The sequence below is a fragment of the Paraniabella ginsengisoli genome (genome assembly GCF_022513635.1).
GTDB classification, from domain to species: domain Bacteria; phylum Bacteroidota; class Bacteroidia; order Chitinophagales; family Chitinophagaceae; genus Niabella; species Niabella ginsengisoli.
Genome location: NZ_JAKWBL010000001.1, coordinates 348,891 through 364,686, shown reverse-complemented (window position 1 = coordinate 364,686; position 15,796 = coordinate 348,891). Strand labels below are relative to the sequence as shown.

Below are 15,796 nucleotides of genomic sequence, written 5' to 3'. Positions count from 1 at the left end.
TGCTCATCAATGTTAAACCATAAACTATTTATTTAGCGGTTACAAACTCATACAGATCTTTCAAAAATTCGTGCAGCTCTTTCATAGATGGGATGGGTTCAGCAATAAGTAAGAATAATTTGCCGGTTTGTTTTAAGCGTGCCTTATTCGTCTGTGTTTGCAAATAATCAATGATCTTCTGAAAAATATCAGATTCAAAATAAGGAGAATCCGGCCTGTTAATAAAATGACAACGCAATGTTTCGCTTTTAAGAGTCATTTTTTCAAAACCCAGTCTGATAGCCAGTTTCCGGCATTTCACTGTTTCAAACAAATCATCAACCTGGGGAGGCATGGGCCCGAATCGATCTTGTAATTCTTTGTGCATTTCATTCAGCTCCTCGTCGTTCTCACAATTATCCAATCGCTGATAAAGCGAAAGCCGCTCTGTAATATTTTCTACATACGCATCAGGTATCAATATCTCCAAGTCCGTATCGATGGTGCAATCATGCACATAATCATCCTGCTTGCTAATCTCTTCTTTAAACAAGTCTTTGAATTCCGTTCGTTTTAACTCGCGGATAGATTCATCTAAAATCTTCTGATACATTTCAAAACCAATCTCCGCCATAAAGCCACTTTGTTCACCGCCCAATAAATTCCCTGCACCACGAATGTCCAAATCGCGCATAGCTATTTGAAAACCGCTTCCCAGTTCGCTATGCTGTTCCAGTGTTTGCAGGCGTTTGCGCGAATCACTTGGCAAAGTGCTCATCGGCGGAGCCAGCAAATAGCAGAATGCCTTTTTATTACTTCGTCCCACCCTGCCACGCAACTGATGCAAATCGCTCAACCCAAAATGATGCGCATTGTTTACAATGATCGTATTCACATTTGGAATATCTACACCGCTTTCCACAATATTGGTACAAACCAACACATCGTATTTACGGTCGATAAAATCCAGTATTTTTCCTTCCAGCTGATGACCTTCCATTTGTCCATGTGCATAGCTTACGGAAAGATCCGGACAAAGTCCTTGTATCAGTGCAGCCATTTCTGCCAAGCCTGCAACACGATTATGTATAAAGAAAACCTGTCCGCCACGTTCTGTTTCAAAATAAATGGAATCGCGAATAATGTCTTCATTATACACCTGCACTTCCGTTTGAATAGGCTGCCTATTAGGCGGTGGCGTATTGATGATGCTTAAATCCCTTGCGCCCATCAAAGAAAACTGTAATGTACGCGGAATCGGCGTTGCCGTAAGCGTTAAGCAATCCACAGTTGTGCGGATTGTTTTAATTTTTTCTTTGTGGGCTACGCCAAATTTTTGCTCTTCATCAACGATGAGCACACCAAGGTCTTTAAACTTCACATCTTTGCCAATGATTCCATGCGTACCAATAAGGATATCGATCTTGCCAGCTTTCAGTTTTTCAAGCGTTTCCTTTTTTCTTTTGCTGTTTTGAAACGATTGATAAAATCTACCGTAACCGGAAATTCTTTCAGGCGGTCGCTAAAAGTTTTATAATGTTGAAAAGCAAGAATAGTTGTAGGAACTAATACGGCCGCTTGCTTCCCATCAATGCAGGTTTTAAAAGCCGCACGGATAGCCACTTCGGTTTTCCCAAATCCTACATCGCCGCAAACCAGCCTATCCATAGGCGAAGCTGATTCCATATCCTTTTTCACATCGGCTGTTGCTTTGCTTTGATCCGGAGTGTCTTCATAAATAAATGAGGCTTCCAGTTCTGTCTGCATATAATTATCCGGCGTATGCGCAAACCCTTGCTGGGCCTTACGTTTAGCGTATAGCTTTATCAAATCAAAAGCAATTTCTTTTACTTTCGCTTTGGTCTTTTCTTTTAGCCGATTCCAAACATCACTACCCAACTTGTTCACTTTAGGTACGCTACCATCCTTACCTGTATATTTTGCAATTTTATGTAGCGAGTTGATGTTTACATATAAAACATCTTTGTCTTTATAAATCAATCTTACGGCTTCCTGTAACTTGCCATTAACGTCCATCTTCTGCAAACCACTATACACGCCCACTCCGTGATCTATATGCGTTACATAATCACCGGGCTGTAACTCACGCAGCGTCCGTAATGTTATCGCCTTGTTTTTATTATAAGCTTGCTTAACCTTGTATTTATGATACCTCTGAAAAATTTCATGGTCGGTATAGCAAACAACTTTTAAATCATCATCGATAAAACCCTGATGAATAGAAAGCGAAACCGGATTGAAAACAAGCTCTGCTTTCAGATCGTCAAAAATGGTTTGCAGCCTTTGAAGTTGCTTAGGATTTTCTGAAAAAATATAAACGCTGTACTCTTTACGTTCCTTTTCTTTCAGATCTTTTATTAGCAATTCAAACTGACGATTAAACGCCGGTTGAGATTTTGTATTGAATTCAAATTCCTCTTTTGCTCCATAGTCATTTCCACCAAAATGCAATACAGACCGGCTTTCCATAGATTTCAGAAAGCGTTCTGCATCAATAAAATCATTTGAGGAAAGATCTTTCTTTATCAATTTATCATCATCACTATTGGCCGAAAACTGAGACGTAGGATAGGCTTCTAAAAAATAGTTCAGTTCTTCAACATTATCCTTCAAGCGCTCTTCGCATAACTCCTGATCCTGCAACCAGATAGCAGTATTGGCCGGCAGAAAATCGAAAAGAGACACTCTTTCTTCCGAAGTAAACTGTGTGTCCACATTAGGTATAATAGAAACGGAAAGCAACTTGCGCTCGCTCAACTGTGTTTCAGGATCAATGATTCGAATAGAATCTACTTCATTTCCAAACAGCTCAAAACGATAAGGCTTTTCATTCCCGAAAGAATAAATATCAAAAATACCACCGCGAAGTGCGTACTGACCGGGTTCGTACACAAAATCACTTCTCACAAAACCGTATTCATCCAATTTTAAAAGCAACTGCCCGATATCAATCGTTTCAGAAGTTTTAATATGAATGATATTTTCGGAAAGAGTTTTTGAAACAACAACCTTTTCAAAAAGCGCTTCAGGGTAAGTAACTAAAATCTTTTTTCTTATTTCACGCCCTTCAGTACGTGAAGCCAATTTAGTAAGCGCTTCGGTTCTGAGCATGACATGCGACGCGTTGAGCTGGCGATAATTTTTTCTTGTTTTAAAAGAAGAAGGAAAATAAAATAAATCCAAAGCTCCTGTAATATTCTCCAGGGTATTATGAAAGTATGCCGCATCCTCTGCTTCGTTCAACACAATAACATGATTCATTTCCGAAGCATGATTGGCAGCAGCAGCGAATACAAAAGGAGCAGAACTTCCGAAAAGTCCTGTAAGTGCGGTTTGCGATGGTTTGGGCAAAGAAATCCTAGCCGCTATTTGTAAACAGCGGGGTCATTCTGATAAAAATTCTGCAACACATCCTGACTCATCAGTGTGCAAAGGTAAAGAAACTTTGAGTTTTAAATGAACCGATCATCTGTCTATTTACAGAATATGATCAATGTTCAGGCGTTCAGAGCTGTAAACGAGTGGTATCAGCGAAAGAATTATCAATAATCGTTTCATGTGTTTATTTATTTTTTTACAGATGGAACTTTTTTATTAATGACGTGCATAAAATTAAAATTGTAACAGTCAAGCAAAACTTTTTTAAACTTATATTCGGGCATCGTTTAAATTTTTGATTCCATGCGCAAAACAATTGTTTCTATTCTTCTGGTTTTCAGTATCACTATAACTTACGCTCAATACCAGCCAACCTGGCAATCTTTAGACGCCAGGCCCATACCCAAATGGTTTACAGATGCTAAGTTTGGGATCTTTATCCACTGGGGATTATACAGTGTTCCCGCGTGGGCTACCAATTCGAACGCCGATGGATTTGGGAGTAATTATTCTGAATGGTATTGGGAAAGATTGAATAATAAAAAACTGAAAATACACAAAGAATTTGTTGACTTTCATAATAAGAACTTCGGCCCTCAATTTCATTATCAGGATTTTGCAAGCATGTTCAAGGCTGAATTATTTGATCCGGAAAAATGGGCAAAAATATTTAAAGATGCGGGTGCGAAATATGTAGTGCTTACCAGCAAACACCATGATGGCTTTGCGTTATGGCCAAGTCGCGAGTCGTGGAACTGGAATGCAGCAGACGCTGGCCCGCATAGGGATTTGGCTGGCGATTTAAGCGAAGCTGTAAAAAAAACCGGCTTACATATGGGCTTTTATTATTCTTTATATGAATGGTATAATCCATTATATAAACAGGATGTAAAAAAGTATGTTGATGAACACATGCTACCACAGATGAGAGATCTGGTTACCCGTTACAAACCCGATATTATCTGGCCGGATGGAGAGTGGGACCAAAGCGATACCACCTGGCGCAGCCGCGAGTTTTTAACCTGGCTGTATAATGAATCTGCTGTTAAAAATACGGTAGTTACTAATGATCGCTGGGGTGGTGGTCGCAATCACGGAGGTTTTAACACTACTGAATATGGCAGCGGAAATGCAAGCCTTGCAAGACCTTGGGAAGAATGCAGAGGAATCGGAGAATCTTTTGGTTATAATAGAAATGAAAACCTGGAACAATATCAAACCAGTAAGCAACTCATCCACATGTTGATTGATATTGTTTCTCGCGGTGGTAATTTGTTACTGAATATAGGCCCGGCAGCGGATGGAACCATACCAGTTATTATGCAACAACGGCTGAAAGATATGGGCGATTGGCTGACAATCAATGGTGATGCGATTTACGGCACCACAGCCTGGAAAGAAAGCCCCAAACAAAAAGATACAACAACATTTTATACAAGAAAAGGAAACGATCTATATGTTTTCGTGACCGAATGGAAAAAGCAAATTTCAATTCCCGGCGTGATGGCGAAAAATGTAACATTGCTTGGATATAATGGCAAAGTAAACTTTTCTAAAAAAGCAAACAATATTGCGATAACTGCGCCCAACCTGGTTCCTGGCGAGCATTCCGGCAAAGATGCATGGGTTTACAAAATAACGAATGCCTTTTAAAAATGATATTCCGCATATTGTAATTGCGCCCAATGCTTTTAAAAACAGTATGCCAGCTGATGAAGCGGCGCTGGCAGTTAAAGAAGGATTAGTAAGTAGTAGGTTGGCCTGCACCATAGATATTGCGCCGGTGGGAGACGGAGGTGATGGCACAGGAAAATTACTTTCCAAATATTTACAAACGCATGTCACTTTTTATAAAACAGTTGACCCGTTGGGTAGAAAAATAACTGCGCCGGTATATTATACAAAAGATAAGCAAACCGCCATTATTGAACTTTCTGATTCATCAGGATTAAAACTATTAAAGCCTTCGGAATACAATGTTTTACATGCCAACACGCGCGGCACAGGTATTTTAATAAAAAGGGCGTTACACAAAAATGTTTCAACAATTATTTTGGCTATTGGCGGAAGCGCCACGGTAGATGCCGGTGCTGGAATATTGCAAATGTTAGGCGCCATTTTTTTACTAAAGAAGGAAACGCCATAACCAATATTCCTGTTGATCTGGATAAGCTTTATTCTATTTGATCTTTCTCAATTTCAAAAACGGTTGGCGCATGTCGAAATAATTGTATTGTGCGATGTAGGAAATAAATTATTAGGCAAAAAAGGGGCTGCGCAAATATTCGGACCGCAAAAGGGTGCGACAGAAAATGATATTTTACAACTGGAAAAAAGCCTTACAACTTTCAACTCGGTTATTTATAAAATGACTGGCGTAAAAATGAGTACTTTACCGCATAGCGGTGCTGCGGGCGGCGTGGCAGCTGCTCTTTCTGCATTATGCAATGCTAAAGATGTAAATGGCATTGACTATTTTTTAGATATCATCAATTTTGAAAGCCGCTTAAAAAAGCGGATGTAGTTATTACCGGGGAAGGAACTATCGATCATCAGACTTTACAGGGAAAAGCGCCGTATGGCGTGGCGCTGGCTGCGAAGAAAGCAAGAATTTCTGTTATTGCAGTTGGCGGCAAAATAGATGATGGTGAAAAAAGTTAGGGCGATATTTTGACGAATTAGTACCTATTAATAGCAATGAAACGGATCTGAAAAAGGCTATCAAAAATACCAGAAAAAATCTTGTAAATACGGGAAGGATGATAGGTATAAAATTAGCTAATTAGCTGATGTGATAATGTGATAATGTGATAATGATTTTGGGGTTTAAACGTTGAATATTGATTATTTATAAATCCTCTTAATCTGACAATCCTACAAATCATGGTTCAGACAATTGTTGCGAATAAATAGGTTGAGACATATTCTACAGTTCAAGCGTGCGACGCAACGAAGATGCCATATATTGATTGCTGGTACCATAAAAATATCGCTGTATGTGTTAAATGTATGGCGCAAAACCAACAAAGTAGCTACTTTTACAATCTAAAATGAATGATTATGGAGGAGAGTAAACGACAAAAACAGGTAGCAGGTTTGCTGAATGAAGAAATGAACGCCATTTTTCAAAGGCTTGGCCTGGGTATGATGGGTGGCGGAATGGTTTCAATATCTGGCGTGAAAGTTACGCCTGACCTGCTGGAAGCCAGGTTTTATCTGAGTTTTTTCAAATAAATGACAAAGAGGCTGCATTGAAAAAAATTGAAGAACGTCATCATGAAATAAAGAAAGAGCTTACATCTTCTGTTAGGCATCAGCTGCGCAGCATGCCGGTGTTACGTTTTTTTGCGGACGACACCTTAGATCATGTGTTCAAAATGGAAGAGATTTTTAAGAAGATTGAAGAAGAACGGAAGAAAGACGGTTAAAATTTAAAATGTAGAACATTAAATATTAAATCTAAATTTATAGATGCTGCGTTTTAAATTCTTCATTCAACATTTTACATTCTAAATTCTACATTTCAAATTGACTTCTCTTTTTGCCTGGCGTTATTTTAAAGCAAAAAAGTCTACTAATGCAATCAACATTATTTCGTGGATATGCATTGTGGCAATTGTTGTGGGAACCGCATCGCTGATCCTCGTGCTTAGTGTTTTCAATGGTTTTGAAGGATTGGTGAAGTCGTTATATGCATCTTTCTATCCTGATCTTAAAATAAGCCCAGCTTCCGGCAAAACACTTACCCTTACCCAAGATCAGCTTCAACAAATAAAAGGAATTCACAACATTAAAAATTTTTCACTTGTTGTGGAAGAAAAAGCTATTTTACAAAATGGCAATAATCAATCTATTGTACATCTTAAAGGCGTAGATAATAATTATAAAACAACTACAACTGTTGACCAGCATATCTATTCTGGAAAATTTGATATAGGTACAAGCCAACAGCCGTTGCTGGTTTTAGGCGTTGGTATAGAAGGAGCGCTTGGAATACGGGCAGGAAGTGATGTTATACCATTAAGTATTTATGTACCCCGCAAAAGTAACTCTGAAGAATTGAGTGAGCTAGAGAATATCAGTTCCGATACTATTCATACCGCAGGTTCATTTATGATACAACAGGACTTCGACAATAAGTACGTAATAACTAACCTTGTTTTTTTACAACAAGCTATGCGTTTAAATTCAAATGATTATAGCGGTGTTGAAATTTTGCTGAAAAACCCGAGTGAAGCAGATGAAACAGGCCAACAACTGGCAGCTATATTCGGATCCAGATACAAAATACAAAACAGGTATCAACAAAATCAGAGCCTATATGCCATCATGAACCTGGAACGCTGGATCTTTTATGCAGTGCTGTGTATCATTCTTATTGTTGCTGCTTTTAACATGGTTGGTGCCTTAACTATGCTTGTGCTTGAAAAACAAAAAGATATAAGCGTATTAAACGCACTTGGTGCGCCACAGCATTTTATTTTAAAAGTATTTTTAGGTGAGGGCTTTCTCCTAGCGGCCATTGGCGGCGGCATTGGTATGCTGATTGCACTGGCACTGGTTATATTGCAGAAACAATTTCATTTAGTTCCGTTGGAAGGTGGATCTTTTCTAATAAATTATTTCCCGGTGGAATTAAAAATAACTGACTTTATTTTGGTAACCACAACAGTACTGGTTGTATCTTTTCTGGCGGCCTGGTTTCCGGCGGTAAAAGCCTCAAAGCAGCATTTTTCCTTGAGGAGTGAATAAATACATTTCGTATAAAAAACTTCTACGAGCCACGCAAGATTTTCTCCATCTTCCGACCTTTTGCTAACTCGTCAACCAACTTATCCAGATATCTTGCCTGCCTGGTTAAAGTATTTTCGATTTCTTCAATCCGGTACCCGCAAATCATTCCCGTAATAAGATGTGCATTAGAATTTAGTGTAGCGTGTTCGAAGAATGTTTCAAAAGTTACTTTTTCTTTAATGAGTTGCTGTAGCTTTTTTTCGTCAAAGCCTGTAAGCCAGGTTATCACCTGATGTAATTCTTCCTTTGTTCTTCCCTTTTTTCGACTTTTTCCAAATAATGCGGATAGACAGAAGAAAAAGTCATTTTTGCAATACGCTGGTTGTGCGTGTCTGATGTATTCATTTTTTTGTTTTTGGCCCACGATTTAAATCGTGGGTTATGAAATTTCTCCAACCAAAAATACGCTTCCGAATATTATTATCAAATCGTCCGTATGCGCATGAGCTTTAGCTTCTGCAAGTGCTTCATTAACATTAATAAATACATTTCCTTGCAGGTTGTATTTTGCAGCCAACGCTTGTAACTCGCCAGCAGGTAGTGCACGCGGAATATCAGCATTAGTAAAATAACAGATAGCGTGTGGTGGCAACAATTGCAACACAGCTTTAACATCTTTATCCTTAACCATTCCTAAAATGAGATGCAACCGATGATACGTTGTGATCTCCAGTTGATTTAATACTTCCCGCACTCCACTTTCGTTATGCGCTACATCTACAATCACTTTTGGATTTTGCTGAATGGTGTCCCAACGGCCATGTAAGCCTGTTTGCTTTTTTACATGCCGAAGGCCTTGCGCTATCGCAGCATCGGGTATATCAAAACCGGCCGCTTTCAAATGGCGGCAACTCTCCAAAACGGTAAGCAGGTTCTTCGTTTGGTATTGTCCGCTAAGATCAAGGTAATATTTATGATGATCTACTTTATGAGCTTCGGCGACCTGAATCACCAGTTCATTATTCTCGTATTCCCACTCTGTCATTTGATAGTACTCGTTTGCAAAATAGAAAGGCGCGTCCTTTTTCATTGCAACTTCTTTAAAAACAGACGCTGTCTCTGGTACATGCTCACCTAGAACCACCGGAACTTTGGGCTTTATAATACCGGCTTTTTCGAATGCAATTTTCTCCAAGGTATCGCCTAAAAATTGCATATGATCAAACCCAATATTTGTAATAACGGACAACAGCGGATTAATGATGTTGGTGCTATCTAACCGGCCGCCCATGCCGGTTTCGATCACCGCGACATCAATATTGTTGTTTGCAAAATAATGAAATGCCATTGCTACAGTTATCTCAAAAAAGCTGGGTTGTATTTTTTCTATCTCCGGCATTATTCGTTCTACAAATGCTACAACGTCCTTTTCAGGGATCATTTGCCCGCCAATTTTTATGCGTTCTCTAAAGTCTTTTAAATGTGGCGAAGTGTATAACCCCGTCTTATAACCAGCAGATTGTAAAATGGATGCCAGCATGTGGCTTACAGAACCCTTGCCATTTGTACCCGCGACATGAATAAATTTTTTGTTTTTATGAGGATTGTCCAGCAACTCGCAAAGTGCTATAATATTTGCAAATCCCGGTTTAATGGCTTGTCCTCCATCGCGACTGAACATGGGCAATTTATCATATAAATAATCTAAAGTTTGCTGATAATTCATAAAGCAAATATACGGTGGGGTGTAATGAGCCAATCAGCCGATGTAATAATTGGCTAATATTATAATTGTGTGCGTCTTTCGGACTTCCCGACTTGCAGACTTTCCGACTTCCTTCTTCTCTCATTTCGTACATTTGGCGCATGAACAAAGTTGCGATTATAGTTGCCGGAGGATCCGGAAAAAGAATGGGAGGTGATTTACCCAAACAGTTTTTAATGCTTCATAACAAACCCGTTTTATATTACACATTAAACACATTTCTCTCTTCCTATGATGACATGCAGATTATATTAGTTCTTGCGGAAGACTATGTAGATATGGGCCGCGAAATTATTGACGCCTATTTTGAAAAAGACAGGATAAGAATCACTATTGGCGGCGTTACCAGGTTCGATTCGGTAAAGAACGGGCTTTCAATGGTTACGGATGAGGCGATAGTATTTGTTCATGATGCAGCGCGTTGCACGCTTTCAGCCGATCTGATACACCGTTGTTATGAAAAGGCTTTGGAGTCCGGCAGTGCAATACCCGTAATTAAATGCAGCGACAGCCTTCGTATGATTACCGAAGATGGTTTAAATGAGGCCCTCGATCGTGAAAAAATAATGCTTGTACAAACGCCACAGGTTTTTCATAGCAAAATTTTAATCCCCGCTTTTAATATTGATTATAAAGATTGGTTTACCGATGAAGCAAGTGTAGTAGAAGCTTTCGGTATGATGGTATCATTGGTAGAAGGGGAAAAGCAGAATTTAAAGATTACACATCCGATAGATATGGCAACAGCAGAGAAAGTATTGGAAAACCTCATCGTTTAAAGAGCCTTAAAGGCCATTTTAAATGATTCCATTTTAAAAAATAGTACGGTTCTAATATCGCACCAAATGATTTTATAAAAGATTCGACGCCGGGAATAGAGCTACCTTCAAAATCTAAAATAAAATTTCTGCCAGCATGTTCTTTTATGATTTGGTCTATCATAAAATGATGCGCTTTTTCAGCGCGCCCCCCACCGACGTAGCGGCTGTTATTTTGTATAACCTGTTTTCAAATTTGAAATAAAGAGCAGTGCTGAGAAGTATCTGATCGATGTTGTACACTTCATATACAAATGCATTTTCAGGAGAAAAGACTTTCGCGGCATTTTTTATTTTTACATAATCAAATGCAGTCAGATTTATTTTAGATCCATTTAGCTCTTTAAAAAAACCTACAGCTTGCTCTGTATGTTGGCTTTTTCGTAATATAAGGTTTCCCTTTAGTGTTACCTGCTTTAGTACTTGTTTAAGGCTTTCTTTATATTCATTAGTTATTTCACTATACGGCCTGTTCAGGTTGAGGATGTAATTTTTTCTTTCTAGAACTCCCGGAAACATTTTAAATACATCATTAACGCAAATTTCAGCAAACGGATATTTTTGTTTTAAAGCAGATATAAAACAGGAACGGATTTCATCCGATACTTCTGTTGAAGAAAAGATACCAAGCCGCTGCGTAAATGCTGGCTGTACTAAATAAGGTATTCCAAATTTTTGTTTAACAGTAACTGGCATAATTGCCTTGTAATTGCCCCAAACCAAGGCTTTCCAACCAGGGCTGCTACAATCTAACCATTTGGTTGTAGCATATATAGCACATGCAGGACTTTTTTGACAGCCTGATCCCATAAATTATCGTCAATATCTGTTCGGGATAAATATCTTAAGTCCTGCATTAGGATCTATTTTCCTTTTCCTTGAAAAATAATTTTAATCGTATATATCAAGACTTTAAAATCAAAAGGGAAAGACACCTTTTCAATATACTCAACATCGTATTGACTTCTGGTTATCATTTCCTCTACATTATGCGCATAGCCAAACTTCACCATCCCCCAACTCGTTAAGCCTGGACGGACCTCTAAAAGCTTATTATAATCCGGTTGCATGGGTGCTATTTGTTCAATAAAAAAAGTCTTTCGGCCCGAGGTCCAACAAGGCTCATATCGCCAATAAAAATATTCCAAAGTTGCGGTAATTCATCAAGCCGCCATTTTCGTAAAGTGCGCCCTAATCGCGTTACCCGTATATCATCATCGGAGGAAAGTTGAGGACCATTAGGTTCCGCATCTACAACCATCGATCGGAATTTATAAATATAAAAAAGTTTGCCATCCTTTCCTACTCGCTTTTGCTTGTAAATGACAGGCCCTTTATCGTTTACTAAAATATTAATAGCCACAATCAGCACCACAGGCAATAAGATCACCATGGCCCAAAAAGAAATCAGGATATCGGTTAAACGTTTTATATAGCGACTATAAATCTTAATGATGATTAGATTTAAATTATATGCTTATGCCTACATGCTTGTTAGCCTGCTATGCTGGCATTACCAATCTTTATAAGTATCTGATGGGCAACATCCATTGCTTTTAGACCATCAATTTCGGAAACTACAGTTTGTGTATTATTGATAATAGCATCCTTAAACTCTTCAAGTTCCTGCCTGATCGCGTTTACCTCGGGTACGGGAGGATTTGCGATAGCGATAGTTTTAGTTCCGCTTGGAGTAGCCATTTCAAAGGCGAATACGTCTTTATCCTGCGGCTCTTTTAACTTTATGATCTCTGTCTTTTTATCAAGAAAATCTATACCAATGTAGGCATCCTTTTGAAACACCCTCATCTTACGCATTTTTTTCATAGATATACGACTGGACGTTAAATTAGCCACACAACCATTATCAAATTCAATTCTTACGTTAGCAATATCAGGCGTATCGGTCATTACAGCAACGCCGCTGGCAGATATCTTTTTCACATCGCTTTTAACCAGGCTCAAGATAATATCTATATCATGAATCATCAGATCCAGGATCACACTTACTTCAGTTCCTCGTGGGTTGAACTGTGCCAGGCGATGCACCTCAATGAACATTGGTTTTAAATCAACACCCTTCAATGCGAGAAAGGCGGGGTTAAATCGTTCCACATGGCCTACCTGCAATTTAATGTTCGATTCTTTAGCAAGTTTCACCAGTTGGCGAGCCTCATCCATTGTGTGTGCAAAAGGTTTTTCCACAAACACGTGTTTCCCCAGCTTTATAGCTTTTTCACACCATTCATAATGATAATTAGTTGGGGCTACAATATCAATGGCATCGCATTGGCTTAAAAAATCGTTTGTATCGAAAAAACGCTTAATAGCATACTTTTCAATTACCGCATTTGCATTCTCATCATTAGGATCTACAAATCCTACTACTTCTACATCTTTAATCTCCAGCCAATTATTCAAATGAAATTTTCCGAGGTGCCCAACGCCTACAATTCCTACTTTAAGCATGGTCAAAAGTATCTAATTTTAAACTGCCTTTAAAAAAATTTTCGATAAGCGTCTTGTTATTTTCGATAAAAAAAGCAAGTCCGTAAAAGACCTGCTCTTTTGTTGACCCATAAGGATTCGAACCTTAACTAACTGAACCAAAATCAGTAGTGCTACCATTACACCATGGGTCAATCCTGTTCCGATTTCTCAATCGGGGTCGCAAAAATAAGCATTTCAATTATTTTTAGCAAACAGAATTCAAAAAATATTTACAAACCGATTTTAACTATAAATATCAGCAGGTTATGAACGTGGTTTGAATGGTAACTGTTAATTTAGCAAATGCTATATTTTATTAATGATTTAAAAGAATTTAAATGAAAGTAACCGTAGTGGGAGCTGGCGCAGTAGGAGCTACCTGTGCCGATAATATTGCCCGCAAAGAGCTGGCTTCAGAATTAATTTTGTTAGACATCAAAGAGGGCGTTGCCGAGGGGAAATCTATCGACATGATGCAGACCGCTGCCCTTTTGGGTTTTGATACTAAAATAAAAGGCGTAACAAACGATTATGTGGCTACAGAAAATTCTGATGTTGTGGTTATAACATCTGGCCTGCCAAGAAAACCAGGAATGACCAGAGAAGAACTGATTGGCGTAAATGCAGGTATTGTTAAAAGTGTTACTGAAAACATTTTAAAATATTCTCCCAATACGATCATCATTGTTGTTTCCAACCCAATGGATACGATGAATTATCTTACTTTAAAAACTTCCGGCCTACCTAAAAATAAAATCATAGGTATGGGTGGCGCACTTGATTCTGCTCGTTTTCGTTATTATTTAAGTCAGGAATTACAATGTTCTCCAGCTGATCTTAATGCTGTAGTTGTCGGTGGTCACGGAGATACGACAATGATTCCATTGATTAAACACGCTACCTGGGGTAGCACTCCGGTTACTAATTTTTTAAGCGAAGAACAACAGCAAAAAATTGTCGCGGCGACAATGGTTGGAGGTGCTACACTTACGAAATTGATCGGCACTTCAGCATGGTATGCACCAGGAGCTGGCACTGCTGCAATGGTAGAAAGCATTCTTCGTGATGAGAAAAAACTCATCTCAAGTGGTGTTTATCTGGAAGGAGAATATGGCCAAAGCGATATTTCGTTGGTAGTTCCTGTAACAATTGGTAGAAATGGATGGGAGCAGATTCTTGATTTCAAATTGAGTGATGAGGAGCAGGCTGCGTTTAATAAAAGTGCAGACGCAGTTAGAACGATGAACGATGTATTAAAAACATTATAAACAATAAAGCTCCGTTGAAAATCGGAGCTTTATTTTTTAATTAAATTAATGAAATCCAGATACGGGAAAAGCGGCAAAATAGCTTCCCCATTTTTTGACCCGGCTGAAGAATATGTGGCATCTTCGTTCCGCCAACTGGCGGACAGCGTCAACTAAAGTACATATCTAATCCTACACAGGCGGATAAACGTCCATCATCCATGGTCTATTATCTATCATCTATTAAATCTTTTATTTTGAAAAGAATAATACACCTAACGTTATTCTTCCTGATATTATCAGCTTCAATTAATGTATTTGCCCAACATAAACTACAGCCGGGTTTTAACCCTAAAGAATATGTATCGCTATTCTCGCTGTTCTATTTTGACAGCAGCATACCAGATAGTAATTTGCGAAAAACTACAGCGGATCCATATACAAAACTGTACCGTTCTCCTGAAGTAGGATTAAAAAATCAATGGTCGTTATACTTAAGTAAAGACAGTGTAGCTGTCATTTCTATACGTGGCACAATAGGTGACAAAGTGAGCTGGCTCGCCAATTTTTATGCAGCCATGATACCTGCGATTGGCAGTCTTCACTTAAACGATTCTACTGATTTTAGGTATAAACTATCATCGGATAGCATGGCTACTGTGCACGTGGGCTGGACTGTGTCAATGGCATCTATGGCCCCGGATATTGTAAGTAGAATAAAAGACCTTTATCAAAAAGGCGTAAAAGATGTTTTTATTTTCGGGCATAGCCAGGAGGCGCCATTGCTTTTCTGCTACGCTCCTACCTGTATTATTTGCAGCAGGATGGCGAACTACCGAAAGATATTCAATTTAAAACTTATTGCAGTGCCGCGCCTAAACCAGGCAATATGTATTATGCTTACGACTATGAAAACATAACGCGTGATGGTTGGGGCTTTACTATTGTCAACCGTAAAGATTGGGTACCCGAGTCACCATATACCATTCAGCGCATTCAGGATATGAATGAACCTAATCCTTTAATCAAGACGAAACAATTACTAAAAAAGAAAAATTTGGAGTGCGATTGATTGGTGGTATTTTATATGGAAGATTAAACCGTAAACCACAAAAAGCACAAAAAATGTACACCAAATATTTAGGAAATATGATCTATAAATTAGCAATTAAAGACGCTTTACCCGGATTTAAACAACCGGAATACGCGCCTTCTAATAACTATATGAGAGCAGGAAGTCCAATTGTATTAATTCCAGACGCAGCGTATGACGAGCGATTTAAGGATGATGGAAAAGATAACTTTTTACATCATCATTTTGCGCCATACTATTTTCTAATTCAGAAACATTATCCGCAATAAAA

15 protein-coding genes, 1 tRNA gene and 2 pseudogenes are annotated in these 15,796 nt (G+C 38.7%); 10 read left to right on the top strand and 8 right to left on the bottom strand.

The window, feature by feature from the left end; translation table 11 throughout:
• Positions 1–28 precede the first annotated feature (28 nt).
• Positions 29–3,369 (bottom strand): annotated as a pseudogene (gene mfd, locus MKP09_RS27785) (transcription-repair coupling factor).
• Positions 3,370–3,681: 312 nt separating this feature from the next.
• On the opposite strand from mfd, the gene MKP09_RS02055 reads away from it, so the two are divergent.
• The 5 genes and pseudogenes from MKP09_RS02055 (at position 3,682) to MKP09_RS02035 (ending at position 8,130) form a co-directional block, all read left to right on the top strand.
• Positions 3,682–5,031 (top strand): alpha-L-fucosidase, encoded by a 1,350-nt coding sequence (locus MKP09_RS02055; RefSeq protein WP_240826205.1) that lies wholly within the window; start codon positions 3,682–3,684, stop codon positions 5,029–5,031.
• A pseudogene (locus MKP09_RS02050) lies at positions 5,021–6,039 on the top strand (glycerate kinase family protein). The gene MKP09_RS02055 and the pseudogene MKP09_RS02050 overlap by 11 nt, the downstream one beginning before the upstream one ends.
• A gap of 399 nt (positions 6,040–6,438) precedes the next feature.
• Positions 6,439–6,612, top strand: coding sequence for a ribosome-binding factor A (locus MKP09_RS02045; protein WP_240826204.1), 174 nt, complete (start codon positions 6,439–6,441; stop codon positions 6,610–6,612).
• A 17-nt stretch (positions 6,613–6,629) separates the two neighbouring features.
• Positions 6,630–6,806, top strand: a complete 177-nt coding sequence (locus tag MKP09_RS02040) for a ribosome-binding factor A (protein WP_240826203.1) — start codon at positions 6,630–6,632, stop codon at positions 6,804–6,806.
• 100 nt (positions 6,807–6,906) lie between these two features.
• A complete protein-coding gene (locus MKP09_RS02035; protein WP_240826202.1) occupies positions 6,907–8,130 on the top strand; it encodes an FtsX-like permease family protein in 1,224 nt (407 codons plus the stop codon).
• Between the two features lie 22 nt (positions 8,131–8,152).
• On the opposite strand, the gene MKP09_RS02030 is transcribed toward MKP09_RS02035, so the two are convergent.
• Positions 8,153–8,536, bottom strand: coding sequence for a DUF2200 domain-containing protein (locus MKP09_RS02030; protein ID WP_240826201.1), 384 nt, complete (start codon positions 8,534–8,536; stop codon positions 8,153–8,155).
• Between the two features lie 15 nt (positions 8,537–8,551).
• The gene (locus tag MKP09_RS02025; RefSeq protein ID WP_240826200.1) at positions 8,552–9,838 is read right to left on the bottom strand and encodes a bifunctional folylpolyglutamate synthase/dihydrofolate synthase; all 1,287 of its coding nucleotides are present in this window, start codon (positions 9,836–9,838) and stop codon (positions 8,552–8,554) included.
• A gap of 140 nt (positions 9,839–9,978) precedes the next feature.
• Between MKP09_RS02025 and MKP09_RS02020 the strand changes: the two genes are divergently transcribed.
• Positions 9,979–10,656, top strand: coding sequence for a 2-C-methyl-D-erythritol 4-phosphate cytidylyltransferase (locus MKP09_RS02020; protein WP_240826199.1), 678 nt, complete (start codon positions 9,979–9,981; stop codon positions 10,654–10,656).
• Between the two features lie 159 nt (positions 10,657–10,815).
• Here MKP09_RS02020 and MKP09_RS02015 read toward each other — a convergent pair whose 3' ends face one another.
• From MKP09_RS02015 to MKP09_RS02000, 5 genes are all read right to left on the bottom strand, one after another.
• Positions 10,816–11,505: a hypothetical protein gene (locus tag MKP09_RS02015; protein WP_240826198.1), complete on the bottom strand. Its 690-nt coding sequence runs from the start codon at positions 11,503–11,505 to the stop codon at positions 10,816–10,818.
• Positions 11,506–11,558: 53 nt separating this feature from the next.
• Positions 11,559–11,765, bottom strand: a complete 207-nt coding sequence (locus MKP09_RS27780; protein WP_394800999.1) for a sugar transferase — start codon at positions 11,763–11,765, stop codon at positions 11,559–11,561.
• Between the two features lie 5 nt (positions 11,766–11,770).
• Positions 11,771–12,127, bottom strand: a complete 357-nt coding sequence (locus MKP09_RS25200) for a sugar transferase (protein WP_317235229.1) — start codon at positions 12,125–12,127, stop codon at positions 11,771–11,773.
• Positions 12,128–12,189: 62 nt separating this feature from the next.
• Complete coding sequence (locus tag MKP09_RS02005; RefSeq protein ID WP_240826197.1) at positions 12,190–13,164, bottom strand: Gfo/Idh/MocA family protein; 975 nt, start codon at positions 13,162–13,164, stop codon at positions 12,190–12,192.
• A 102-nt stretch (positions 13,165–13,266) separates the two neighbouring features.
• Positions 13,267–13,337: transfer RNA gene (locus MKP09_RS02000), tRNA-Gln, on the bottom strand.
• A 186-nt stretch (positions 13,338–13,523) separates the two neighbouring features.
• Between MKP09_RS02000 and mdh the strand changes: the two genes are divergently transcribed.
• From mdh to MKP09_RS01980, 4 genes are all read left to right on the top strand, one after another.
• Positions 13,524–14,453 carry a malate dehydrogenase gene (gene mdh, locus MKP09_RS01995; protein ID WP_240826196.1) on the top strand — a complete coding sequence of 310 codons (930 nt, stop codon included), beginning with the start codon at positions 13,524–13,526 and terminating at the stop codon, positions 14,451–14,453.
• Positions 14,454–14,689: 236 nt separating this feature from the next.
• Positions 14,690–15,352: an alpha/beta hydrolase family protein gene (locus MKP09_RS01990; protein ID WP_240826195.1), complete on the top strand. Its 663-nt coding sequence runs from the start codon at positions 14,690–14,692 to the stop codon at positions 15,350–15,352.
• The gene (locus tag MKP09_RS01985; protein ID WP_394800998.1) at positions 15,247–15,504 is read left to right on the top strand and encodes a hypothetical protein; all 258 of its coding nucleotides are present in this window, start codon (positions 15,247–15,249) and stop codon (positions 15,502–15,504) included. Before MKP09_RS01990 ends, MKP09_RS01985 begins: the two co-directional genes overlap by 106 nt.
• Entirely contained in the window at positions 15,495–15,794 is a 300-nt protein-coding gene (locus MKP09_RS01980; protein WP_240826193.1) for a hypothetical protein, read from the top strand. The genes MKP09_RS01985 and MKP09_RS01980 overlap by 10 nt, the downstream gene beginning before the upstream one ends.
• The last annotated feature ends 2 nt before the right edge of the window (positions 15,795–15,796 follow it).